The organism is Listeria marthii (genome assembly GCF_014227425.1).
Taxonomy (GTDB): Bacteria; Bacillota; Bacilli; order Lactobacillales; family Listeriaceae; genus Listeria; species Listeria marthii.
This window is the reverse complement of record NZ_JAASWB010000005.1, coordinates 57,390-82,859: the sequence shown is the minus strand read 5'-3', so window position 1 is coordinate 82,859 and position 25,470 is coordinate 57,390. Positions and strand designations below refer to the sequence as shown.

Genomic DNA, 25,470 nt, shown 5'->3' with positions numbered 1-25,470 from the left:
CCATCGTTTGAAAAAGCCAACCTAATTTTTCATGATAATTAGGTTGACTCTTCTTTTATTTCGCTTTTTGGCGACTTGATAATTCTGTGCCTGGTTCGGTTGTTGATTTATTTTCTGATTGGTTAATTACTTGTTCGTCTTTGGCATTAACGAGGACATAATTCGTTTCGCCGGAATGTTTTACTTCAAAGCACCAAACCGGGAAGTAAACATTTCCAGACGGCAGCTGTACGGTTGTGTAGTAGCCGAATGTTGCAGAAACCACGTCGCTATCTTGCTTCAACTCGCCGTGCTGATAAACCGCTTCTAATGCATCTGTTGCGGACATTAAATTGGTCTTATCTTTTAAATCATCTTGCTTAGACATCCACGTTTGCTCATAGGAAATTACGCGATCATCGCGGTCTAAATAGAAAGTGATCTGGCCCGCTTCATCAAAAAGGACCATATTATTATTGATTAATTGGTTAAAAGTCAGCGTCCGGGCATCTTTGTCATAATTCCAAAATTGATAGGACTCTCCGCGATAAACGCCAGACTCCATAAATTTTTGGAATTCCGGATTGTTGCCTTTTTTGCCAGCTTTTACTGGATTTTGTAAGACGGAATAAATTTGTTTGTTGTTGTCTTTCAGTGTAATTGCTTGTCCAGTCAGCTCACTAACATCTTTTGGTGTAAAAGCAGCTCGTTCTGTTGTAAAAATGGAGCCGCTCGTTGGTTTCGTTGATAAGTCAGGATGGGAAATATTATCTGCTTTTAAGCGTTCTTCTAGCGTTTCATTTCCTAGTGTATCCGGATCATCCGATAGTTGTTTATTGAAAAATATGACTGCTAAAAAGACATTTAAAATCAGGAGTGTCACAATAAAAATCATTTGAGTTTTACGCCAATCCATTTTTATTCACCCGCCTTTGCTGCATCTGCTTGGAAGATAAACCATTTGTCATGATACTTGTATAACCATGTTGGTTCTAAAGTGACAAGCCGGTTCATACCTGAAGATTCGCTTCTCGTCATATGGTACCCAGGAACGATATCTTCAACTTCTTCTGCATTTACATTAGGGTTTTGAGCAAGGGCACTATAAACAGAATAAGACGACTGCAGCGTTACTTCTTTTTTCTCTCCCGGAACATCTGTATCTAGTCGGAAGAACGGTCTCATGTATTTATAAACTGCTTCCAGCCCCTCTGTTACGGAAATATCAGCCATGCCATTTTCATTATAAACTTGTAAATTATCAATGAATAAACTGAAATTGGTTGTCGCGCTTTCGCCTGCATAACCCGTGAAATAATATGCCCCGTCGCCAGTCCAGCCAGCATGGTCATTCACAAAGTTAAAGCTGTCTTGAATTAGTCCCGCACGTTTCACACTGCTAAGATCTTCTGGATTTGTTCGCTCTTGTGACGGATTAACATATTCCAATACTTTATTATCTGTGTCCATTTCGATAACACTTGAACCATCCGTATACGTATTTCCTTCACTTTTCACTGTACCAGAATCTTGGAATAATGCGGACGTGAATAAATTAATTTCAAGTGAGTCAATAATATATTTTTTACGATCTAGTTTTGTTTTTTCCGTGCTTAAGAACAGATTGCGTTTGTTAGAAAGCAGCTTGTCGTTTTGCGTCAGCTTACCTTCATTCTTTTTAACAATTTTTTCGATTTTATCAATGTCTTTATTTTGCAATGAGCTTTGGTAAATGTTCTCTTGATCGTCATTTGCGAAATACACCGAATGTAGGCCAGTGTCTGTATTATTAATATCAAACACAATCCGGTTAAAGAAAGCAGATTCAAGCCCTTCTCCTTCTACTTGGAAAATTTGCGCGAAAATAGAGAACGGAATATCATTTGGGAAAATTATCTCGATAGTGCCATTTTTATGGATTAATTTCTCGTAATCTTCACTGCTTTTTTTGTTAGCTAAAACTACTTCTGAGAAACTGAATGCTTTTCCTTGAGCCATTAATTCGTTTAATAAGTCTGCGTCTAAACTTTGGTAATTATTGTCGTTTGAATTGACAGCTAATTTGTATGGTTTGAATACTTGTGAAGTCGTCATTGTTTTATCAATCGTTGTTTTTTCGATTTCTTTGACATTGATGGCTTCGTAGTCAGGTTGTCCCTTCCAAATAAAGTAGCTTAGGACGATGCTGAGTACGACTAAAATGGTTAGTACAAATGAGCGAAATCCTGTTTTTTTCATCATTCCCAATCATCCTCCGGTAAGTCACTATATGGCAGGGTGAATTTAATTATGGTTCCTTTGTTCTTATTGCGTTCGGCCCAAATTCGACCGCCATGTGCTTCGATAACTTCTCGAGCAATGGCAAGCCCTAACCCTGTTCCTCCCATTTCCCGCGAACGAGCTTTGTCTACGCGGAAGAATCGGTCGAATACATTTGCTAAATCTTCGTCTGGTACGCCTAAACCTTCATCGGCAATGCTGACTTCAATTTCATCTTCAAATTTTTTCAGATAGAACGAAATGCGGCCGCCATCTGGTGAATATTTATTGGCGTTAGAAATAATATTATCGAGCACTTGCATTACTTTATCTTCATCGATTTCGATAATGACTGGTTCTCTTGGAATATGACGTTTGAACATGATTGTTTCTTTTTTCATCATTTCAAAACGGTCAATAATATGGTTAAAGAAGTCCGTAAAGTTCACGAAACTTTTTTCTAGTTGTTCCCTACCGCCGTCCATTCTGGAAAGTTTAAGAAGGTCGTTAACAAGGCGAATCATTCGTTCGGTTTCGTTTTGCGTTACTTCAAGGAAGCGTGGGGCAATTTCTTTGTCTTCCCATGCGCCGTCGCTTAATGCTTCTAAATAACTGTGCATACTTGTAAGTGGCGTTCTTAATTCGTGCGATACGTTGGATACAAAGTCGCGGCGTTCTTGGTCGACTTTTTCTTGATCGGTAATATCGTGAAGTACCGCGATTACGCCATTATTAAAGCCTGTTTCTCTTTGAATAACGGAGAAATTGGCACGAAGAACATATGGTTTGTCAAAAGTACTGCGGTCCATCGTTAACGAACCATCCACTTCCATTAAATCTTCAAATTGGTATGTGTCTCCAATGTCTAAAACATCAATAATAGAACGACCATTAGCACTTTCATGTTTCACGCGGAGCATTTTTTCAGCTGGCGTATTAATAAGAATTACTTTACCGCGGCGGTCTGTTGCGATTACGCCATCAGTCATATACGCGAGTACCGAGGAAAGCTTGCGGCGTTCCCCTTCTGTCATCGCTTGGGCTTCTTGGACTCGTTTTGTTAACGTGTTGAAAGAATCCGCTAATTCACCAATCTCATCGACGCCGTATACTTTTACTTTGCGGCTATAATTCCCTCTTGCCATCGCATAGGCTTGGCGTTTCATTTCAACAATTGGCTTGGTGATGGTTCTTGATAGCAAGATTCCGAGTACCGCAGTAATAATCATCGCGATTAACGTACCGGTGATGAAAATATTGGTGATATCATCGACTTGTTTATAGACACTTTCAATATCGGCGACAAGATAAATAGCCCCTATCACTTTTCCTTTGTTTTTGATGGAGGATACGTTCACCCAGACACGGTTATTTTTATTCGATTCGTCTTTATAGATTTTGTCCTCAGAAGTTGTTCCAAGTGACAGCGTTCGTTTTACAAGGGGATCGTTGCTTTTTTGGCCAACAATACCTTGGTTATTTAAATTCGATGTGCCGAGAATTTTTCCTTTGTCATCCACTATTCTTACTTCGATTAAATTGCTACTTGCACGCGAAAAGTCGACTAAGAGTTCTCTAATATCATTTTGTAATTTCACTGAGTTATCACTGTTTTTAATGATTTCTTCTCTAGCGTTATAATCCAGCAAAGTAATACTATTTGTAATAGAATCTTGAAAGTTTTTCTCCAGTTGTCCTTCCAGCTCACGGACAAAATATGCGCCGATTACTTGCATTGCAACGATAATTAGTAGCAAATACATAATAACTAACTTAAATTGTACGGACTGAAAAAATCTCATTTTATGCATAAGTCGTTCTACTCCTATTCGGGGTAATATATTTAAATTAGTATACCATATGTTGCGGGGTAGACGTATTGTTTTTCCTATTAATTGGGTCGATTTGTTTATAAAAATAACGAGGAACTATGCGGATATACCCAAAAAAAGTGGTCAACCAAGTTTTTTCAGTTTGGCGACCACTTCTCATTATTTATTCTTGTTCTGGATTGCGTAAATAATAGCCGACTCCGCGTCTTGTTACTAACCACGCTGGGTGACTTGGGTTATCTTCAATTTTTTCACGTAAACGACGAACGGTAACGTCAACTGTACGAACGTCTCCGAAGTAATCATAGCCCCAAACTGTTTGAAGTAAATGTTCACGTGTCATTACTTGTCCCATATGTTTTGCTAAATAGTGCAGTAATTCGAATTCACGATGCGTAAGTTCGATTGTTTCTCCACGTTTAGAAGCAACATATGCGTCTGGATGGATGATTAACGAGCCAATTTCTAGTTCGCTGTTTTCTTCTTCCTCGGCTGCGCTTGAGCTTACTTGGCTGTGACGGCGCAAGTTGGCTTTCACACGAGCAATTAATTCGCGGTTACTAAATGGTTTCGTTACATAATCATCGGCACCAAGTTCTAGTCCGATAACCTTATCAATTTCGGAATCTTTCGCTGTTACCATAATTATTGGCATATCATATTTTTTACGAACTTCACGACATACCTCGATACCATCACGACCTGGAAGCATAATATCGAGTAAAATCAAATCTGGCTGAACTTCTTCTACAAGTTCTAACGCTTCATCGCCATCATAGGCGCAGTATACATCAAAGCCTTCTTTATTTAGATTAAACTTAACTATATCCGCAATCGGTTTTTCGTCATCTACTACAAGAATTTTCTTTTCTGCCATTTTTTTACAGTCCTCTCATTCCTGGATTTCGCCGGCTTTAACCGGGACAGATATTTTTTATTTAATGCGTAAAAATCTCACTAAACACTTTAAATTCTGGCCTGCCTTCATAAAACAACATGCTAAGAATAGACTTACTAATCAATTATAACACATACAAGTAATTATCTGAATTATTACAAGCGATTTCCTTTTAAAATTGGATATCCGCTTACTTTTGAGCCACTTTATCAAACAAATGTAGTTTGGCAATCCGCGAAACTGCTTCTTCCAAACGATCTTCATCCATTAAAAGGCCAACCCGCACATATCCTTCGCCAAACTCACCGAAGCCACTGCCATCCGCAACCGCGACACTCACCTTTTCTAAAAGATAATCCGCAAATTCACTACTGGTAAAATCTTCCGGCACCGGCATCCAAGCAAAAAACGAGCCCGCTGGAGCAACTGCTTTCCAGCCAATCTCATTACAAGCGGAAATAAACGCATTTCTACGGCTTTCATAGCGTGCAGTCAATTCTCTTACACACGTCTGATCCCCTGTTATCGCCTCAATCGCAGCATCTTGAATTCCTGGAAAGAGACTAACATACATATGGTCTTGAATCAGATTGATTGCCTCAATGACTTCACTATTTCCGACTGCAAAACCAACGCGCCAGCCCGCCATATTATACGTTTTTGAAAGTGTATATAGTTCAATCCCAACTTCTTTCGCGCCGTTCGTTTCTAAAAAACTAATTGGCTTCTCGCCGTCAAACCCGATTCCTCCGTAAGCAAAATCATGCGCAACAACGATATTATGCTCCTTGGCAAAAGCAACTGTTTCTTCAAAGAAATCGGCCGTTGCAACTGCGCCAGTTGGATTATTAGGATAATTTAAATACATTAATTCGGCTTTTTTAGCTATATCTTCTGGAATTTTAGTGAAATCCGGTAAAAAATTATTTGCGGCAATTAGCGGCATTTTTTCAAATTGAACTTCGCCTAGAACTACGCCGGACAAATAATCGGGATAACCTGGGTCCGGTAGAAGCATGACATCGCCCGGGTCCATTAAACACATCGGTAGCTCTACTAAGCCAGTTTTTGTGCCGAATAAAATCGCGACTTCTGTATTTGGATCAATTGTTACATTATATTCACGCGCATAAAAATCAGCGGCGGCTTGTTTTAGCTCATGCTTTCCGCGAAACAAAGAATATTTGTGGTTAAGTGGTTTTTCTGAAGCTGTTTTCATCGCTTCCACAATGTGTTTGGGTGTTGGCTGGTCTGGATTTCCTTGACCTAAGTTAATAACATCATGACCTTCTGCCACCTTTTTTCCAACTTTTTCTACAAGGCTAGAAAAAAACTGATCTGGTAAATTTTGCAAGCGTTTGGAAATTTTCATATGACACCCGTCCTTTTTAAGTTTCATTGATTAAAATAGTAAAGTTTTCTGAAGTATTTGTCCAGTACGATTTTTTTAAAACTTAAAAAAGCATTGACAAATTAAGCTAATATGCGTATATTTTTAACTAACAGGTTTTTCTAAAATATTTTCTCTTATCGAGAGCGGCAGAGGGACTGGCCCGATGAAGCCCGGCAACCTAACTTTATTTAAGCGTAAAGTGAAGGTGCTAATTCCAGCAAAATGGTGTATTCCGTTTTGGTAGATAAGAGGAGCTGGATATGTTCGACTTTCCACTTCTCTATTCTAAAATAGAGAAGTTTTTTTATTGTTTTCATGAATAAATCTGGATAATCACACAACATACTAGGGAGGAAAAAAGATGAGAAAATTAACAAAAGGGTTAGGAATTTTACTTGCATCAAGCCTTGTTTTAGGATTAGCAGCGTGCGGAGGCGGTAGTGATGATAAAGCCTTGAGCACAGAAAAAATCACAATCGGAACAACAGCAGGACCTCACCAACAAATCGCTGAGGAAGTTCAAAAATTAGCGAAAAAAGACGGTCTTGAAATCAAAATCAAAACATTTGATGACTATAATACACCAAATACAGCTTTAAACGATGGTGATTTGGATGCGAATAACTACCAAACAATCCCATTTTTAGAGCAACAAAAGAAAGATAAAGGCTACAAATTAGATGTTGCTTTTAAAACAGTAGCATTCCCAATGGGTATTTACTCCAACGATATTAAAGACTTAAAAAATCTTAAAAAAGGCGACAAAATTGCCGTTCCAAACGATCCAAGTAACGAATACCGTGGTTTAAAACTATTTGAAGATGCTGGCATTATTAAATTAAAAGATGGCGTGGAAGAAAAAGCAACGAAAAAAGACATTGCTGAAAACCCACTTGACCTTGAAATCGTTGAACTAGAAGCTTCTCAAATCCCTGCACAATTAGATGAAGTTGCAGCCGCAGCTATCAATACTAACTTTGCAATGGGCGCTGGACTTTCTATTAATAAAGATGCCATTTACCACGAACCTACAAAAGACAATCCATATCCAAACGTTTTTGTCGTTCGTAGTGCCAACAAAGACGATGAAGTCGTAAAAACATTAGAAAAATATTACCATTCAGATGAAGTAAAAGCATTTATTGAAAAAGAATTTAATGGGTCTGTAGTACCTGCATTCTAGGGAGTTGTTTTATTTTGATCGAATTACATCAAGTTTCAAAATCATTTAATGTAAATGGAAAAACCGTAGAAGCCGTCAAAAATGTTTCTATTACAGTCGAAAAAGGAGAAATTTTCGGTGTCGTTGGTTACAGTGGCGCCGGGAAAAGTACCCTTGTTCGTTGCATCAACTTGCTTGAACGTCCAGATGCTGGCCAAGTTGTGATTGATGGGAAGAACTTATCTACCCTATCAAGCAAAGAACTTCGTGTCGCACGCCGGAAAATTGGTATGATTTTCCAAGGATATAACTTACTAAAAACCGCAACTGTCTATGATAACATTGCCAAACCATTAAAATTAGAAGGCGTTCCAAAAGACGAAATCGAAACACGTGTGAATAAATACTTGTCGATCGTTGGCCTAGAGGATAAACGAAACAACTATCCAAGCCAACTTTCTGGCGGTCAAAAACAACGTGTTGCGATTGCTCGTGCTCTTGCGCATGAACCAGAAATTCTGCTGAGCGATGAAGCAACAAGCGCCTTGGACCCTGAAACAACAGAAGCAATTTTGCAACTGTTACTTAAAATTAATGCGGAACTCGGCATTACGATTTTCTTAATTACACATGAACTTGATGTCATTCAACGTATTTGTGACCGGGTCGCTGTAATGGAAAATGGACATTTAGTGGAGCAAGGTACTGTTCTTGATATTTTCACGAAAGCGAAACACGCGACAACCAAGCGTTTTGTTGGATCGGAAGCTAGTTTCGATATCCCACAAGATTTGCTTGAAAAATACATCGCAACTGGTAAATTGGTCTCCCTTCATTTTATTGGAGACGAAGCGGATGAACCTGCACTTGCTCTTGTATCGCGCAAATTCGACGTTTTGCCAAGCATTTTAGCTGGCGGAATTGATCATTTGAAAAACGGAACACTTGGAAAACTGCTTGTTCATTTAAAAGGTGACGAAGCGGAATATAGTAAAGCAATTGCTTATTTGAAAGAATCTGGGGTCGTTGTTGAGGAGGTCGAGTTACTATGAGTTTGTTTTTTGAAGAATGGGGACCGATACTTTGGCAAGGATTTCTAGAAACACTGACGATGACTGGAATTACACTTGTGATTTCACTCGCGATTGGTTTGCCACTTGGCGTATTTTTAACATTAACGCGTAAAGGTGGTCAATCGGAAAATCGGATTGCATATAGTATTTTAAACTGGGTCATTAATATTTTACGTTCGTTGCCGTTTATCATTTTGTTATTCTTAATGATTCCGGTAACACGTTTTGTTGTTGGGACTACTATTGGGATTCAAGGTGTTATCATGCCGCTTGTTGTATTTACGGCACCTTACATCGCCCGTTTAATGGAGTCCGCCCTGTTGGAAGTTGACCGCGGAGTTGTTGAAGCCTACCAAGCAATGGGAATTTCTACACCAAAAATCATTTGGAGTGTCGTTATTCGCGAAGCTCGGTCTGGTATCGTTCTTGGTTTAACTATTGCTACAATCGGGCTAATCGGCGCAACTGCGATGGCTGGACTTGTTGGTGCTGGCGGACTCGGTACAATTGCTTACCAATATGGTTTCCAACGTTTTGAGCCGACTGTAATGTATACAACCATCATCATTTTAATTATCATGGTTCAAGCACTACAATCATTCGGAAACTTCTTATCTAGACGTCTAAAAAAAGATTAATTCACTACTTAGAGCTTGGTGCGCAGTGTTCCAGTATGGACTCGTCACCAAGCTTGTGTTATTTTTAAAAGAAAAAGGGAGCGAAGAACATGTGGAAGTTGGCATTATGTCAAACCGATGTAGCTTTTAAATATCCAGACGCAAACTATGCGCGGATTGAAAAAGCTATAGTCGAAGCTGCAAAAAATGGGGCCGATATCGCAGTTTTACCAGAAATGTGGAATACGGGTTATGCTTTAAATGAATTAGCTGGAGTTGCTGATTTAAATGGGGAAAGAACAAAAGAATTTTTAGCTAACCTTTCTGAAAAACACCAAATCGCTATTATCGGTGGCTCGGTTTCTGTCTCAGAAGGAAACAAATTTTCAAATACAATGTACGCTTTTGATAAGTATGGTGGACTACTTTCTTCATATAAAAAGGTTCACTTATTTCAGCTTATGAATGAGCATTTATATTTAGAAGCCGGAAATGATAAAAATTTATTTCGCTTAGATGGCGTTTCTTGCGCCGGTTTCATCTGTTACGATATTAGATTCCCAGAATGGATCCGCAAGCATACTTCAGAAGGCTCAGAAGTCATCTTTGTTTCTGCACAATGGCCAGCCGAGCGTGTTACTCAGTGGGAACAACTTCTCATTGCGCGCGCGATTGAAAACCAAGCTTTCGTCGTTGCTGTCAATCGAGTTGGCGATGATCCGAATAATCATTTTAACGGTCATTCACTTGTAATCGATCCACTTGGAAACATTGTCGCTCATGGCGGTGAAGCAGAAGGAAATATTTACGCGGAAATCGACTTGAATCTTGTTGCAGAAACGCGAGGAATTATCCCTGTGTTCACCGACAGACGCCCAGAACTTTACTAAATACGAAAAGAGACAAAATACTATTTTTGTCTCTTTTCTCATTAAATGTACATATTATCTACAAAAAATCGGCAATTTGGTCTAATTTAGGTGAATTTATTTTTGTTAATTTTGATATTATGTATTATAGTTAACGAAACAAGTAAAGGAGCTGCTAATTATGGATGCACTATTTAATTATAAAGAGTTTGTGCGACTTTCTCACGAAGGCAATATTAAATACGAAAAGTTAAAAATTCCAAAACATACAGAATTAGTGGATACCTCGACACAACGAAATAATCATGTCTATTTAATTGTTGAAGGCTTCGTTTCTATTTCGATGAATCCGCAATTAAATACTATTTATACAGTCTTAGGCAAAGGTTCTTTTGTCAATTACTACAGTCTATTCCAAGGAAACGTAGACGACTTTCTGTTTACAACCATCTCACCATGTACTATTTACAAATATTCTTTCAAAGATTTAGAGTATTTCCTTTCCATGTTCCCAGAGAATTTCGGTTTTCAGTTTTTCATTATGCGCGACTTGGCTCGACATGCGTTCTTCAAAAGCCTTTTCGCGGAGACCAGTTCTTCCGACAAATTGGAGCTCTCCTTTGCTAATGTCGCTAAGTTACACGGAACCCCCTATGAAAAAGATAGTGTTATCCTCCCAAGAGAAATGCGAACCAGCACCATCGCAGCCTACAGCAACCTATCAAAAAGCAGTTTTTACAAGCAATTGGCACTTTTGAAAGAACAAGGAAAGATTTGGAAAAAGGATAAAGAATGGGTTGTTAAGAGTAAGGAATTGTATGATTATGTGAAAGATAGACAATTTGTTGATTAAAAAATGCCACCCTGTTTTGAATTGTAATCAGGAATTAGCTGTTTAGTTTTTATTTTATATTTATAGAGGAGTAAAAAACGTTGTATAAGCTAGGAGACATTGAAGTTAATGTAGAAAAATATAGAGCGGAATTTGCCAAAAAACACTATTTACCTTTTATGAAGGAACTAATGAATATGTCGGGGTGCACGCTATTAGAGGCACGCGACTTTATTGACAAAGTAATAGCTGAGGAACAAATCGAAGTTAATTCTATGTCAAAAGAAATACAAGATTACTGCTTGGTTGAACTTCAAGAGGATGAATAGTATTCGTGACCGTGTTTATAATATAGTACGCCCCAAAAGTTAGATTTTGGAGCGCACTATATTTTTTTATTTCTTTTTCAAACCAAAATTCGGCGGATAGTTTTTATTCGGATCAATATTATCAGCATTTTTATATCGTTCATCAAGGTTGATATCTTTCCCCGTAATCCATGCGTATAAATTACAAATAACAACAGGTAGCGCACCTAAAAATATACTAGGTGACACAAGGCACGCGACAAACACACCAACTAGCGCTCCACCACGCAAGCCTTCATGCATTACGCCGCCCCACAAATCGCTTAGCATCACGCCTACAACAATTCCCGCATATATGTTCAGTATGATGCCAACCGCAGGAATGATGAAAAAACCTTTTGTATCCATTTTATCCTTCTTAAAAACAAAATAAAAAGTGCATGATAATACCACCATAATACTCGTAGCAATGGAAAAACATAAAAATAAATAATTACTATCAAGTAAAGTAATAGAAGCAATCCACACAAAAAATATCGCTGAAATTGCTATTAGACATGGTATCAAATGAAAATAAATACTATACTCTAATCCATATTTCCAAGGTTTTTTCGCGCGGAAGATGTACTCGATTCTTAGTAACATCCATACGCAAATTGTAAGGAAGACAGCGATTCTTATATTATTAATCAACTCGACTGATTCTGGAATGGTTATCTTATCTGGGTTGGGGATTGTATAAGTTAACAGCGTAAAAACCGCCGCCACAACAATCATTCCAAATACAAGCCACTTAAACCCTTTCATCGGGAATAAAAATGTCCGCTGATTTTTTTCATCTGTAGTAAAATTTCCGTTAATAGTTAACACTTCCGTTCTGTGGTTTTCGAAGGGGTTTTTCGTTTTAATTATATTTCTTTATGATGGTAATGTAAAATTGGTGTTAGAGCAACAAAATACTTTTTTCTGATGCAATGATTTTTTTGCTATGAAGAATTATTTGTTGTGCGATCCGTGGAATGCTAATCATAGCGAGGATAACTATGCTTCTATACTTGATTATTCCTAAAATTATTAGAATAACAATCTGCTAATTTCTCACACTCATATTATAGTTTTAATTTAAAAGCACCTTTATTAAACTAACTATAATAACAATAAATTAAATGATGATAATATTTTTTATTTATACAAAAAGTATTTTCTATTTTAACTTCCTTTTTAAATCCCATTATTAGCAATAATAAACGTAATACAAATTCCCTGTTCAAACATTCTGTCACAATAGTAGATTCTTTACGTTTCTGTAAAATATTAAATATTTTTTTGTAATTCATTATTAATGGAAATATTTTCTTTACATAAAATTCAACTTCTATATAACTTTCAAATTGATGATATTTTATTGATGCATAACATTTATTCGAAGAAGTATTAAAATTTTTATTTTTATTACGATAATCTTTTTTTATTGCACTTGCTACTAAGAAATCATTCATTTTACTTCATCTCCATTATTATTTGCTAAAAAACAATTTCTACCTAAATGCAATCCAATATTCATACCTGGAAAGAAAATAGAAGAAATCATTAAGATGATTCCAAATATATTGAATTCAATGAGTTGTCGCCTACTGTTAAAATCATGAATTAATAAAAAACTGACTAAAGAAACTGTTAATGTTAAAATCATTACTAATATATAGTTAGAAAATAACGAACTAAGAATAATCGATACAAAATACACCATAAGATATCTCCAAATCGTTTCTTCATATATAGCAGTTACTAAATTACTCCACGTGATTCTCAAGAAATTCCTTTCTTTAATAACAAAATTCTTAAAAAAAATCTTACTAAAAACTATCATTATATACTGAGATGTAATTATTCCAAATATGAAATAGATAATAAACTCATACTTAAATATACTAGACCACTGTATTTGAGGCATATAGTATAAAATTAATAAAACAAATAAAATATCAGCTATTCTATATTTTCTAATGGAATATAAAAATATAGCTAAAATTGTTATAAAAACTACTATTATACTCATAGAATCACCAATTATTGTAAATTTTTCCATTCTTCTCTATTTATATCAAAAAAACTTATTCCAACATTGCTTCCATTTATATTTTTAATATGTTTTATGTGACCACAATAATTAATTTTGAATGCTTTCATACAATTTAACATTGAAATATTATTATCATAAATTTGGATTACAATCTTAGAAGCAACATGTTCAAGAAATAAATACTCAATTAAATTCATTATTACTAAATTATTATCCTTTCTATATTTTTCATCTAAATATATTATTGGATAAGCTATATTATTTATTGGACTTTTTTTAAAGTTAAAAAAAGAGATCCCTATATTAACAGTATCCTTTTTCAATACATATACTTCATCATAATTAATTAAAGGTAAATCAGATATATAATTTCTATATGTGTCAGCTTCTAAGCAATATAAAACAAACTCTTTTTCTGAAACGTTTTTTGGTTTTTCTATTAAATATCCCATGTTATTACTGTTTCTCCATTTGAATAAATTTGTTGAATCTCGTATTAATTTTACTTTGTTCTCGGACTTTACACTCTTCATTTTTTTCAAGCGATATAAGAGGACAGTTGTCCAATATACAATTAACTAGATATGGACACTCGTCACATTCGTTTGGTATTACTAAAGAATGCCAATCACTAATGGTCTTTTCGTTCTCTTTTAAATTTCCTTCTAAATCAATCTTTCCAACAAAATTAACTTTAGACATTCCTTTTGAATTGATAACAGCTTTACCTGTAAAATGATGACATTTATAAACTTTCAAATCTGGAGTTATAGAAAATCCTTGCTGTCTAATTGCATAACATGTTCGTTCTGAAAAAGACCGATTCATGAAAGAATTTGTATTATCGATTAAAATCTCATCATCACTTAATAGCTCATTCTTAATAGCATTGATTTTTTCCCCCCCCCAATCTTTAATAGGGTATTGAAAATAAGAAAATCTTCTATCATTTTCAAAATGAATCTTAAACTCTTCAAAAAAACTTTTATGCACATTATTTCTATATACATTATTTCGAATACCTATTCGAAAGAAAGCCTTGCTTGGATTATAACTAATTTGCTTCAAATTATTAATAATTCGCTCATAAGAGCCTTTTCCATTTTTTAATTTTCGAAGAGAATCATGATCCTCTTTGTTACCATCTATAGTTACTTGAAAGAATTTAATTCCTGAATTAACTAATTGAAAAAAGAGTTTTTCAGTTAAATTGAATCCATTACTTGTTAGATTCCCCATGTAACTAACTCCAGCCTCTTTACATATTTTACTAATCTGGTTTGATAGATTAAGCAATCTCTTTGATACAATTAAAGGTTCTCCACCAAACCAACTTATTGACAAATTTTTATAGTTTTTTATATTCCGTTTTATGAAAAGTAAAAAACTATGTTCAAACTCATCATCAATATATTGAATTTCATAATCCTGATAACAATATGAACAGGTAAAGTTACAATTAGTAGTTACTAAAACAGTAATTCTTAATTCTTGGGAAAATACAAATTTATTTAATCTATACTGAAATTTTCTAGCATCATCTAAATCTTCCAAAATCAACATGTCATTGTCGAATAAAAGATTAAACTGTTTCGAATTTATTTGGGCCTCATTTTCGATAATGTTATTAAAATCTTCATTATTAATAGACTGTATATTATCAGAAATTGAGTTATAAATAATTATTCTACTCTCTTCTTCTTTATAAAAATTATATTTAGATAACATAATCATTCAACTCCTTAAAATCAAATAAAATTCATTTACTGATATATCATTTTTAACTGTCAAAAAATCATCTGCTAATTGAATGTTAAATTCTTTTTCCACCATGGTTATTAGTTGAATTATACTAAGTGAATCTAAACATAAATCCTTTATAATCATCTCTTCTCCTGTTTTAATTTTAACAATTGTCAATTCCTGAATAATTTTATAAAATTTTTTCTTTGTAAACAGAATCATTTAAGAAATACCTTCTTCCCTTGATACGATAGAGAAAGCTCCTTTACGAACTTGATTTTCTTTGGTAGTTCCGATTCATTCAGAACTACTTTTATCTGCTTAATGGTTTCTTCTTCAGTTAAATTAGATATAATTTCTACTCCTAAAGAGTGCCCTTGCAAACTTTTAAATCTATATACATTAACATCATCGATTCCTTTAATATTTAAAATTTTTTCTTTTATGGCATTTAAATAAATCTTTTTTCCAGATGACTTAATCATATTATCCATTCTATCAATTACAAAAAGATAATTGTCTTTTATATAGCCAATATCGCCTGTTCCTACCCAAGCTTTTTTATTATAAGAATAAAATTGAATTTCACCATAAGATTGATTATTATTGGTTTTAACTATTCTTACATCTTTTTCTGATGTTATCTTTCCTGTCGATCCCATAGGTAATTCCAATATGTTTCCCATGGCTAAGATTCTACCAGCTTCAGTAAGACTATAACCAATAATAATTTCTGATTCACTATAGTGCAGTGAAATTTTTTTTATTATTTCGAAATCAATTGGTTCCCCACCCAATAAAATTGCTTTCGTGTTTTTAAAAAAAAACGGAGATTTTTTATGTATAATTGAAAATAAACTAGGTGTCATTAATGAAAAATCAAAAGATAATTTATCATAATCAGATAAATAGTCCAATCCATTAGTATAAAATATTGTTCCAGAGTGCATAAGAGTTGGCAATATTTGAAAAAACATTGCAGCTATGGAAGAAAATGGAAAAAGTACTAGTTCATTTATCCCAATCCTAACATTAGAGATGTTTGCTAAATAAAGACAATTTTCAACAACAGCTTCATTACTATACATAACAAGCTTGGGTTCACCCGTTGAGCCTGATGTAAAGAGACCAAATAAATCTTCATTATCTTTCTGTAACTCTTTCGAAATAACTTCCCAATTATTAATTTGTACATTAGAGTTTACTAATACTGGCTTCTTTTCGCATAATATAGCTGCGAAGAACTTCACAATTGCTTTGATAGGACTATTCTCAGTAATTACAATATAATTTTTTTTATAAACTTTAAATTTTTCTGACTGCAGCCTAATATTCTTCTTGAGTGAATCATAATTAATCTTTTCATTACCAAAAACTATAGCTATATCTCCTTTTGTGGAGTTTTCAAAAATAAAGTCATAAAAGTTCATATTAATTATCTCCTTTTAAAAAGTATCAAAACTACCAACTGCTTTTTCTTTTTTTAGTGCGTGATTAAAGAAAATGAGCCCTACAATAAGCCAAATTGCATTAGTAAATAGATTTATGCCTAAGAGACTTAGATCAACATTTCCAGAAACATACAATTTGCTAGTAAAGTCCACTCCAGAAGTAAATGGTATAATATAAATAATTTTCGGTAGACCTACAATCAATGTATTGGAAAAAATTATTAATGCCCCAGCAAACAAGTTAACAAAATTCCCTAAATTCTTCTCCTTAACCGCAAAACCACCGAATACCAATCCCATTCCAAACATTCCTACAACAGATGGTAAGAGTATAATAACCGACAGAAATATGAAAGGTACTTGCGACCAATTTATTTTGTCCGCGCATATAGAAATGATTACAACAACAAAAAGAATTAAAATCGTTTCTAAAATACTGACTAAAAGTAGCAAAAATGACTGTACAGAATATGGTAATATACTTTGAACTTTTGGTTCTAATAAGCCAACTTTAGCATCTGTACTAATCCAATTAGATGTATATGATAATGCCATGTCTGAAAATGCCCAAAACATATAGCCAATTAACAAAAGAATAGGTCCTTGAGCTACAGAAGCATTATAAAACTTAGTTATTGCACTGCTATCATTTAGCATTAATATTGCAAGATATACTCCAGTAAACATGATTACTTCTGATACTAGATTTTTCTTGTACTTAAATAGAATAAGAATATTTGCTTTAAGTGTACCTATACAAGCGTTAAGATAATCCATTACACTAACATCCTTCCCAATAAATCTCCCCGTTTTTTTCAAAGATTATTCTCTCTATATGCGGTATGTCCAAAAATCTTTTATCGTGAGAAATTAAGATAATTTTCATTCCATTTTCTAGTCTTAAACTTTTTAGAATTTCGACAAATGCATAAAAACTCTCTTCATCTAGTCCATTTGTAGGTTCATCCAACAATAATAGCTTACAATCTGAACATAAAGCTGATAATATGAAAACTTTCTTTTTTTGACCTGTAGATAACTTTTCTGCTGGCATTTCTAAAATATCTGTACAATTTAATTTTTCGCAATACTCAGGAAGTTTTTCTAATACATGTTTTTTACTAGTACCTTTTAGTGAAGTTAAATATTCAATATTTTGTCTGCAATTCAGTTTGTAAAACATACCTCGCTCTGCATTTGATAAATAATACGCATTTCGCTTTGTCCATTTTAAAAATCTTACTTGATCAGAAAATTGAATTTCTCCTTCATCAGGTAAAATAATTCCTGCTATAATTTTTAAAAGTGTTGATTTTCCTGAACCGTTCTTTCCTGTAACTAAAGTTATTTTAGAATTAAAATTAACACTAATGTTCAAATTATTGATTACAGTTTTGGTATCATATTTTTTTTTTAAATTAATTATATTTAAACTTATATCATTCAAAATCTCGTTCATCCCCTTCTATGAAAAAAAGCTAATCAACTCATTTACTAATTTACTATCATTTTCACCGTTCTCAAAGACTGGAATTCCAAATCTTTTTTCAAATTTTTCTATTATTATTGACATCTCATAAACAGAGAGTCTCTTTTCATGATATTCGCCAGTATTTTTATCAATGCACATTGATAAAGGAAATACTACTAGGCACAAAACTTTTGATTCATATTGATTTTCTAAAGTTTTTATTGTCCTCTCAATATAAGTTTCGCTATCAAAGCAATTGACACACAAAATATGTACATCTGGCTTTGCACTAAGCATCAAATTTGATTGAACTAATGGAAAGCTATTTATATTTCCAAAGCTATACGGAATTGAATTTGATTGTACACCAATCATGATTAAGTCGTTATACCTAGAAAAATCATTTATAATAGAGTTTAAAAATAATATTTTTTTTGATATCTCACCTAAATTATCACTGCCTAGTCCATCAGGATGAACATAATCGCATCCGAGTAGTTCCCCGTTTGGTTCAGTACTAATATGGGACACCTTAATACCAAGTTCTCTCAATTCTCTTCTTAAATTTAACTGAAGAGTAAATTTACCTTGTTTAGAGGATGTCCCGGCTATACAAACAACTGGTTTTGAAATGTGCCACATCTCTCCATTTGTTTCATCGTATTCTCCTAAATCAAGATAAGGTGTATAAAGGTATAATCCTTTTTCTAAAAAAGCTTGCTTAAAATCAATAATATTTTCATTATCATAAACAACAAGATTTTTATTATGCTCTAAACATTTTTTTGCGATAGAAACAAAATAATTAAAATTCATTTTCTCACTAAGTTCTCGAATATTACCTAAAATAAAGGTATCGAAATCTTCATTCCAATCAAGTAATTCAATATCCTCAATCTTCCAATTTATCTGTCGATTTTCTTTAGAACTAACTTTTGTAGTAACTTTTTTACTGATTCTTACATCTAAAACATTGCTAATAATAAACTGAGATAAATCAGAGTTTTCGATTAGGTTTTTATTTTCTTTATTAAATGGGAATACCACTACTTTACTAAATTGCTCAATCTTCTTCTTTCTATTTTTGACTTCTGATTTTTCATTCCTACTTTGTTTTATGATACTATCTTTACAATTTCGATTTAATGCATACAAAACTTTACTTAATGAGTATTGATTATTAGAACAATCATGAATTATTTTTAAGACGAAAGGTAATATAAAACTGTTTCCACTCACCATTTTTTTTTCGTTATTTATCCAATTGATAACTAATACTCCACCATAGGCAAGTATATTTATTGGTGAATTTTCAATGTAAATAATATCTTTAACTCTTTTTACACTTGATGAACTAGAAATCCCTAATACTGAATCAAATGCAGCAGGATAAGTAAGTTGCATATCATTACTAAAAGCAGCAATGAGTAAAATTCCTTTTTTCGAAATAGCTTTACAAAGTTTTTCTAATTCATGCGAATGAGTTTCAAATCCAAAACTCATACTAATAACATCAACATCTAAATTAGCTTGAATAAATTCAAGTGCATTTATCACATCATGAATTTCAGGACTTCTTTCAAATATTTTTATTGAATAAATCATACTACTTGGAATTAACTGTTTATATAAAGAAATAATTCCCGTACCATGTCCTATTCGATCAATACCATCTTTGTGATTATAATTAATAATTTCGATTCCATGATCCTCAACATTTGGCTTATAACCCGTATCTAACACCGCAATTTTCATAATTTCACCTTTTTCTAGAAGAAAATGAGACATATAGCATGTCTCATTCATATGTCTCATTTCCTCAATTATCTACACACAACGTTATTTGTTTCTCCAAAATAAAACTTAACTAATTCTTTTTCTTTATTATTAGGTTTTTTTAGAATAGTCATTGTTATCACTCCTTTCATCATTAATACGTTTCTGCTTCACTAGTCGGTAACTTTTCGCATCATTGAAGGAGAATCACTTCTTACATCTAAATCTTTATTAAAGATAATCTCAAGTAGCTTTTTCATGATAAAACCTCCTTACATTTATTTAAAAGCATGTAATCAAATTCATAAAATTTTTTCACATGCGATTTAACTTTGATTAAATCTGAATTAGATTTCGAAAAGTATGTTTTAGCTAAAAGCAATTTAATGATTTCATTTTCTTGACTGAGTGCTTCTAGGACCGAATAAATATTCTTTAAAATGCTCTTATTATTGTCTATAAGTATTTCATTTTCTATAATTTCTACCAATACTTCCCTTGAAGTAAAAGCACCACCTGAGTAAAAATCTACTGCTGTAGTTAAGCTTATATTTTCTATGATTAAATTATTAATATATCGAAAATAGACCTCTTGGACATCTGAAAAATCCAAAATTTCAATAGTGCTTTTTACTTTCTTTCGTTTCTTTAACCTAATATCTAAAAGTATAGATTTATCTAAATCAAGCGCTTTCAATTCAGATAGTTGCAAAACTGTTTCACCTTCAGCTTTAAAGTTGCTGTCAATTAAAGTAATTTGACTCTTGTTCTTTTCAATAATTAGGTAATGATTTTGGTCTCCATGCATTTGATATGCTTTACTATAATCCAAATTTCTTGTTTCTGTCATAAGACAATATTTTTTATCTGCATAACTATGCAGATTATCTAAAAACGCACCAAAATTAATTTCTGTCACCTCACAAGAATTTTCAAGAAATTTTTGCGTTTGCTCCCATAAATTACCTACTAATGAAAATGAAGTATAATTGATAACTATATTCAATAATTCTCTTTGTTTTAAAATTTCGCTTTCCTCTATACCTAGTATTTTTGATATTGAGTTACTAAAACAATGAAAATAGTTACTTTTTGTATATATGCTTTTTCTATCAGCCATTTTGAATGAGCCCTTTTTTAATCAACTCATTCAAGTCAGCTACTGTATCAATATTTATTAATTCGTTATCTGGAATAATAATATTAAAAGTAGTTTCAATATCAATCAAAACTTCCATAAATTTAACAGAATCAAAATCTAATTTGATATTTAAATCGTCAGAACTTATAAACATTCCATTATCTCTTAAAATTTCTTGTAATTCACTATTCATTTCCATACCTTCTTCCTAAAAAGTTGAATTATTTAACAAATAAATCTGTTAATATTGATTTTTCTAACAATTTTAAACATTTTTTCATATTTCAAAAAAACTTATATTCTTTTTATCAAAAATTAATCTTTGTGATTATTTGAACAAATGATAACATACTAATTCTTAATTGTAAAGTGAATTCACTGAAATCTGAAAATAAAACTGTGTCAAATACTTTTTAGTCATAGATTTTTAGTTAGTTTTGGATATTGTGATTTTTTTCTTCATTCAACCAACATTATTTGTAAAAAACCAATAATTGCTTGTTTAAAGAACTATTCACTAATTCTGCTTAAATTGATGATGACTGATAAAAATATTAGTTTACGATTGTTCCCTCTCAAAACATATAAATCTTATCTTTCTTAACAATTAATTATACATAATTATTACCATTCCTTTCCGCGTGTTAATTAAAAATTGGTAAGATAGTTTTTCAACTTTTTATTATCCACTTTCTCTATGGATGTTATACAAGTTGCATCATAACAAACTGAACACATGAATTCTGAATCTATTGTAACCTCTTCTATCTTCCCTTTAAAAATTTTTTTATCCTCTCTATAAATATTTAAAACGCTATCTTCTTCTTTTATATAAAAACTATTCAAAGGAAAAGCTAACCCGAGACCTAAATATTTAATATAACTTTCTTTTAAGCTCCATAAATTATAAAAAGCTTGCCTTCTATATTTAGATGGCAATTTATTCAAATAAGCTATTTCGTTCTTATGAAAAACTTGAATTAATTTTTCATTGCTATTTCCTATTTTTTCAATATCAAGCCCTACAACCTGATTACTTACAGCACAAGCTACATAACTTCCTGAATGTGAAATATTAAAATGTATATCACTAATGTTATTTAAATATGGTTTTCCATATGTCGTTAAGATTATTTGGACATCAGTTTCTTGCAAAAAGAAATCTTTACTCAGAGAATAACGTAACAATATTTCTGCTAATAAAGATCTTACCTTGTCATCCTCTGATCTAAAAGTTTGAATTTTTTCTTTTCTTTCTTCTGATATAATTTCCCTAAAATCAGCCAATAAATCACTATAACTGGTTGGAATAATATTTGTATAATAAATATTTAGCAAGCTAATTCCCTTCCCTAACTATTTAATAGTTTATCTTTTGTTATTAATTTACTTCGTTTACAACGATACTCCTTCTTAATTCATTATAAACAAAAAAGCAGAGCATCAGACAATTTACAGCTGATATTTTGGCCCTTAATTTGGCACAATTCTATAAATATGATACTAGGCAATCTTACAACCACATCACCTTATTATCAAGTATGCCTTATAAAACTAAAAAGAGAAGACAAAAAAATTGCCTTCTTTTTTAGAAGATTAACTCTTAAGCCCTCCATCACAGAGGGCTTCCTTCACAACTCATACAAAACCACTTCACCAGCAGCAAGTGATTTCTGCACGTCAATAATTCTTTGGTTGCTGGAACCGCGGAATGCTAGGTTTGGGTCGAATAGTTTTTGTTCGAAGCGTCCGTCTACTAGGACATCTATTAAGGATAGAAGTTCTAGTTTGTCGGCGGTTTCTTGCATCATTTCGTCCCAAGTGTAGCCAGTCCAGGACCAAATGTCTTTTGTTTCGCCGTATGTCGCGCGGATTCGTTTTACGACGGATAGGCATGTGGCGGTGTTTAAAAATGGTTCTCCGCCAAGTAACGTTAGGCCTTGGACGCTTTCATGGCCGATGTCTTTTAGGATATCGTCTTCTAGTTCTTTTGTGTAAGGTTTGCCGTATTTAAATGATTGCGCGGCTTTGTTGTAGCAGCCTTCGCAGTGGAAAGGACATCCGGATACATATAAACTGCACCGGACTCCCTCCCCGTCGACAAAATTGAATGCTTTATAGTCGGCGATATACCCTCTGGATAATTCATTCGACTTCCATTCACACGGTTTTGGATTATTCACCTAAGTTCTCCATATGTTTCACGCGATTGCTAATTTCTACGTGACGTCCATGAACCATTGGGCGTTTCATTGGGTTACCTAAGTAGCCACAAGTACGTTTTACAACATCTGCTTTTTCAGGGTCTGTATTGCCACAGCTTGGGCATTTGAAACCTTCTTCTGTTGGGACAAATTCGCCTTCAAAATCACATTCGTAACATTTATCGATTGGTGTATTTGTACCAAGATAAGCTACGCGATCATAAGAATAATCCCATACAGCCTCAAGAGCTTTCGTATTGTGAACCATTTTTGGATACTCACAGTAGTGAATGAATCCGCCAGAGCAAAATTCTGGATATTCTTTTTCAAAATCAATTTTTTCAAATGGCGTAATTTTTTTGCGAACATCGTAGTGGAAAGAGTTTTGGTAGTAATCTTTATCCGTGATGTCTTTAATTACACCATATTTTTCTTTGTCTAAACGGTTGAAACGGTCTGTTAGGCTTTCGCTTGGTGTCGAGTAAACGCTGAACCAGTAGCCATATTCATCTTTCCAGTTGTCGGCATAGCCTTTTAATTCTTTCAAAATATCAAGCGTGAAGTTTTTCGCTTCTGTATCGCCTTCCCATTCGCCGCCGTAAAATACTGTTGCAGCTTCATAAAGACCGATATAGCCGATAGAAATAGTGGAGCGTTCTTTATTAAATAGTTGGTCAACATTTTCGCCGTCTTGTAGTCGTTTGCCAAATGCTCCGTATTTATATAAAATTGGCGCATTTTCTGGACGTGCTTGGCGTACACGATTTAAACGGAAAAGTAGTGCATCTTTGACTGTTTTCATGCGTTCGTGGAAAATTTCCCAGAAACGGTCTTTGTCGCCGCCACTTTGAATAGCGATACGTGGAATGTTAAGCGTTACAACACCAAGGTTGTTTCTTCCCGCGTTCACGTGTTCCCCGTTTTCGTTTTCCCAAGCTGGCAAGAAAGAACGACAACCCATTGGTACTTTGAAATCGCCTGTTAAGCGCACAAGTGAATCGTAGTTTAGCACATCTGGATACATCCGTTTTGAGGAGCATTCCAGCGCTAATTGTTTGATATCATAGTTAGGATCTGCTGCGTTTAAATTAGTTCCGCGGCGAATCGAAAATACTAATTTCGGGAAAATGGCTGTGTGTTTATCTTTACCAACGCCGCCAATCCGTACTTTTAGAATAGCTTTTTGAATTTCGCGGGCGAACCAATCTTCACCAAGACCAAAGCCTAGTGTTACGAACGGTGTTTGGCCGTTACTTGTATATAATGTGTTGATTTCGTATTCTAAACTTTGCATGGCATCGTAAATGTCTTTACGTGTCTTCTCCTCCGCATAGCCTTCTTGTTTTTCGGGTACGACCCATTCCGTCGCATCTTTTTTATGTTTTTCGAAGTTCAAACGTGCGTAAACGGATAAAACTTCATCAATTCGGTCTACGGAACAGCCGCCGTACTGAGAACTAGCTACGTTTGCGATTATTTGAGCAATTTGGGCTGTAGCTGTTTGGATTGATTTCGGACTTTCTACGTTGGCATTACCAATCGTAAATCCTTTTTTAAGCATTCCCTCAATGTCAATTAAACAACAGTTTGTCATCGCGTGGTATGGGCTGTAGTCTAAATCGTGAAAATGGATTTCTCCTTTTAAATGGGCGTTGGATACGTGTTTTGGCAGCATGTATTTTAATGCGTAACTTTTGGCTACGGCCCCTGCTGTTAAATCGCGTTGTGTGTTGAAAACAGTTGCGTCTTTATTGGCATTTTCGTTGACTACTGTTTTGTCTTTTTGTAGTAATTTTTCTACGCTTTTGTGCATGTCTGTGATGTTTTCACGCTCATGGTCACGGTCGTGTCGGTACTCTATGTAAGCCCTCGCTACATCAGGATACGTCGATTTCATTAAAGTATTTTCGACGCAATGCTGGATTTCATCGATGGTCATATCTGTTTTGTTAGGTAATTCACTTACAACCTCAAGCAAAATCTCTTCTAAGAAAGTTTCGTCCTCTAAACTAATTGCTTTCATAGATGCTTCGACAGCATTACGGATTTTAATTAAATCAAAGTTTGCTTTACGGCCATCCCTTTTTATTACCTTTTGTTCATTAAGTTGTTCCACGTACATGATAATCCCCCACTAACTATATATTGTGTCTGCTTTAATAATATAACACAAGATAAAGCTTTTTTGTAATGATATCTGAGGATTTTTTGGAATTGGGACTAAAGAATTAATTGGCATGAAAAATCCTTCACATAAAAGGTCTTTTGTCCCTTTACTTCTTTTTATTTTTTTGGTAGTTATGCACTTTGCCCAACGGATGAATTTTTTCTTTGTGCAAATTGCCATAGTTTTTGTAAAGCGTTTTCATATACAATGAA

25 protein-coding genes and 1 riboswitch are annotated in these 25,470 nt (G+C 33.8%); of the genes, 6 read left to right on the top strand and 19 right to left on the bottom strand.

Going from position 1 to position 25,470, the window contains the following annotated elements:
* Positions 1 to 55: 55 nt before the first annotated feature.
* The 5 genes from HCJ55_RS10500 to HCJ55_RS10480 all read right to left on the bottom strand — a co-directional run bounded on the left by HCJ55_RS10500 (position 56) and on the right by HCJ55_RS10480 (position 6,340).
* Positions 56 to 895, bottom strand: coding sequence for a two-component system regulatory protein YycI (locus tag HCJ55_RS10500; RefSeq protein ID WP_008946702.1), 840 nt, complete (start codon positions 893 to 895; stop codon positions 56 to 58).
* 2 nt (positions 896 to 897) lie between these two features.
* Entirely contained in the window at positions 898 to 2,220 is a 1,323-nt protein-coding gene (yycH, locus tag HCJ55_RS10495; RefSeq protein WP_185502992.1) for a two-component system activity regulator YycH, read from the bottom strand.
* Positions 2,217 to 4,049, bottom strand: coding sequence for a cell wall metabolism sensor histidine kinase WalK (gene walK, locus HCJ55_RS10490; protein ID WP_008946700.1), 1,833 nt, complete (start codon positions 4,047 to 4,049; stop codon positions 2,217 to 2,219). The genes yycH and walK overlap by 4 nt, the downstream gene beginning before the upstream one ends.
* A gap of 184 nt (positions 4,050 to 4,233) precedes the next feature.
* Positions 4,234 to 4,947: a response regulator YycF gene (gene yycF / locus HCJ55_RS10485; RefSeq protein ID WP_003729146.1), complete on the bottom strand. Its 714-nt coding sequence runs from the start codon at positions 4,945 to 4,947 to the stop codon at positions 4,234 to 4,236.
* A 211-nt stretch (positions 4,948 to 5,158) separates the two neighbouring features.
* The gene (locus HCJ55_RS10480) at positions 5,159 to 6,340 is read right to left on the bottom strand and encodes a pyridoxal phosphate-dependent aminotransferase (RefSeq protein ID WP_185518084.1); all 1,182 of its coding nucleotides are present in this window, start codon (positions 6,338 to 6,340) and stop codon (positions 5,159 to 5,161) included.
* A 152-nt stretch (positions 6,341 to 6,492) separates the two neighbouring features.
* Positions 6,493 to 6,612: riboswitch (SAM riboswitch) on the top strand.
* Between the two features lie 110 nt (positions 6,613 to 6,722).
* Here HCJ55_RS10480 and HCJ55_RS10475 point away from each other — a divergent pair.
* From HCJ55_RS10475 to HCJ55_RS10450, 6 genes are all read left to right on the top strand, one after another.
* The gene (locus HCJ55_RS10475; RefSeq protein ID WP_003735433.1) at positions 6,723 to 7,544 is read left to right on the top strand and encodes a MetQ/NlpA family ABC transporter substrate-binding protein; all 822 of its coding nucleotides are present in this window, start codon (positions 6,723 to 6,725) and stop codon (positions 7,542 to 7,544) included.
* Positions 7,545 to 7,558: 14 nt separating this feature from the next.
* Positions 7,559 to 8,575, top strand: a complete 1,017-nt coding sequence (locus tag HCJ55_RS10470) for a methionine ABC transporter ATP-binding protein (RefSeq protein WP_185518082.1) — start codon at positions 7,559 to 7,561, stop codon at positions 8,573 to 8,575.
* A complete protein-coding gene (locus HCJ55_RS10465; protein ID WP_185518080.1) occupies positions 8,572 to 9,234 on the top strand; it encodes a methionine ABC transporter permease in 663 nt (220 codons plus the stop codon). The genes HCJ55_RS10470 and HCJ55_RS10465 overlap by 4 nt, the downstream gene beginning before the upstream one ends.
* A gap of 89 nt (positions 9,235 to 9,323) precedes the next feature.
* The gene (locus HCJ55_RS10460) at positions 9,324 to 10,103 is read left to right on the top strand and encodes a carbon-nitrogen family hydrolase (RefSeq protein WP_185502989.1); all 780 of its coding nucleotides are present in this window, start codon (positions 9,324 to 9,326) and stop codon (positions 10,101 to 10,103) included.
* A 160-nt stretch (positions 10,104 to 10,263) separates the two neighbouring features.
* The gene (locus HCJ55_RS10455) at positions 10,264 to 10,935 is read left to right on the top strand and encodes a Crp/Fnr family transcriptional regulator (protein WP_185502988.1); all 672 of its coding nucleotides are present in this window, start codon (positions 10,264 to 10,266) and stop codon (positions 10,933 to 10,935) included.
* Between the two features lie 80 nt (positions 10,936 to 11,015).
* Positions 11,016 to 11,243, top strand: a complete 228-nt coding sequence (locus tag HCJ55_RS10450; protein WP_185502987.1) for a hypothetical protein — start codon at positions 11,016 to 11,018, stop codon at positions 11,241 to 11,243.
* A gap of 66 nt (positions 11,244 to 11,309) precedes the next feature.
* Here HCJ55_RS10450 and HCJ55_RS13940 read toward each other — a convergent pair whose 3' ends face one another.
* The 14 genes from HCJ55_RS13940 to nrdD all read right to left on the bottom strand — a co-directional run bounded on the left by HCJ55_RS13940 (position 11,310) and on the right by nrdD (position 25,213).
* Entirely contained in the window at positions 11,310 to 12,029 is a 720-nt protein-coding gene (locus HCJ55_RS13940; RefSeq protein WP_228467753.1) for a hypothetical protein, read from the bottom strand.
* Positions 12,030 to 12,364: 335 nt separating this feature from the next.
* Complete coding sequence (locus HCJ55_RS10440) at positions 12,365 to 12,721, bottom strand: hypothetical protein (RefSeq protein ID WP_185518077.1); 357 nt, start codon at positions 12,719 to 12,721, stop codon at positions 12,365 to 12,367.
* 571 nt (positions 12,722 to 13,292) lie between these two features.
* Complete coding sequence (locus HCJ55_RS10435; protein WP_185518075.1) at positions 13,293 to 13,757, bottom strand: GNAT family protein; 465 nt, start codon at positions 13,755 to 13,757, stop codon at positions 13,293 to 13,295.
* Positions 13,758 to 13,761: 4 nt separating this feature from the next.
* Positions 13,762 to 15,033, bottom strand: coding sequence for a radical SAM protein (locus tag HCJ55_RS10430; RefSeq protein WP_185518073.1), 1,272 nt, complete (start codon positions 15,031 to 15,033; stop codon positions 13,762 to 13,764).
* Between the two features lie 6 nt (positions 15,034 to 15,039).
* Positions 15,040 to 15,270 carry a phosphopantetheine-binding protein gene (locus HCJ55_RS10425; RefSeq protein ID WP_185518071.1) on the bottom strand — a complete coding sequence of 77 codons (231 nt, stop codon included), beginning with the start codon at positions 15,268 to 15,270 and terminating at the stop codon, positions 15,040 to 15,042.
* Entirely contained in the window at positions 15,267 to 16,478 is a 1,212-nt protein-coding gene (locus tag HCJ55_RS10420) for an AMP-binding protein (RefSeq protein WP_185518069.1), read from the bottom strand. Before HCJ55_RS10420 ends, HCJ55_RS10425 begins: the two co-directional genes overlap by 4 nt.
* A gap of 15 nt (positions 16,479 to 16,493) precedes the next feature.
* On the bottom strand, positions 16,494 to 17,276 hold the full coding sequence (locus HCJ55_RS10415) for an ABC transporter (RefSeq protein WP_185518067.1): 783 nt from the start codon (positions 17,274 to 17,276) through the stop codon (positions 16,494 to 16,496).
* A gap of 4 nt (positions 17,277 to 17,280) precedes the next feature.
* The gene (locus HCJ55_RS10410) at positions 17,281 to 17,946 is read right to left on the bottom strand and encodes an ATP-binding cassette domain-containing protein (protein WP_185518065.1); all 666 of its coding nucleotides are present in this window, start codon (positions 17,944 to 17,946) and stop codon (positions 17,281 to 17,283) included.
* Between the two features lie 18 nt (positions 17,947 to 17,964).
* The gene (locus tag HCJ55_RS10405) at positions 17,965 to 19,725 is read right to left on the bottom strand and encodes a DUF1611 domain-containing protein (protein ID WP_185518063.1); all 1,761 of its coding nucleotides are present in this window, start codon (positions 19,723 to 19,725) and stop codon (positions 17,965 to 17,967) included.
* Between the two features lie 277 nt (positions 19,726 to 20,002).
* A complete protein-coding gene (locus HCJ55_RS10400; protein WP_185518061.1) occupies positions 20,003 to 20,866 on the bottom strand; it encodes a hypothetical protein in 864 nt (287 codons plus the stop codon).
* Complete coding sequence (locus tag HCJ55_RS10395; protein WP_185518059.1) at positions 20,859 to 21,080, bottom strand: acyl carrier protein; 222 nt, start codon at positions 21,078 to 21,080, stop codon at positions 20,859 to 20,861. The genes HCJ55_RS10400 and HCJ55_RS10395 overlap by 8 nt, the downstream gene beginning before the upstream one ends.
* Positions 21,081 to 21,535: 455 nt before the next feature.
* Complete coding sequence (locus HCJ55_RS10390; RefSeq protein WP_185518057.1) at positions 21,536 to 22,225, bottom strand: 4'-phosphopantetheinyl transferase family protein; 690 nt, start codon at positions 22,223 to 22,225, stop codon at positions 21,536 to 21,538.
* Between the two features lie 293 nt (positions 22,226 to 22,518).
* Positions 22,519 to 23,070 carry an anaerobic ribonucleoside-triphosphate reductase activating protein gene (gene nrdG, locus HCJ55_RS10385; protein ID WP_003722900.1) on the bottom strand — a complete coding sequence of 184 codons (552 nt, stop codon included), beginning with the start codon at positions 23,068 to 23,070 and terminating at the stop codon, positions 22,519 to 22,521.
* Positions 23,063 to 25,213 carry an anaerobic ribonucleoside-triphosphate reductase gene (nrdD, locus tag HCJ55_RS10380; RefSeq protein WP_185502983.1) on the bottom strand — a complete coding sequence of 717 codons (2,151 nt, stop codon included), beginning with the start codon at positions 25,211 to 25,213 and terminating at the stop codon, positions 23,063 to 23,065. The genes nrdG and nrdD overlap by 8 nt, the downstream gene beginning before the upstream one ends.
* Positions 25,214 to 25,470 lie beyond the last annotated feature (257 nt).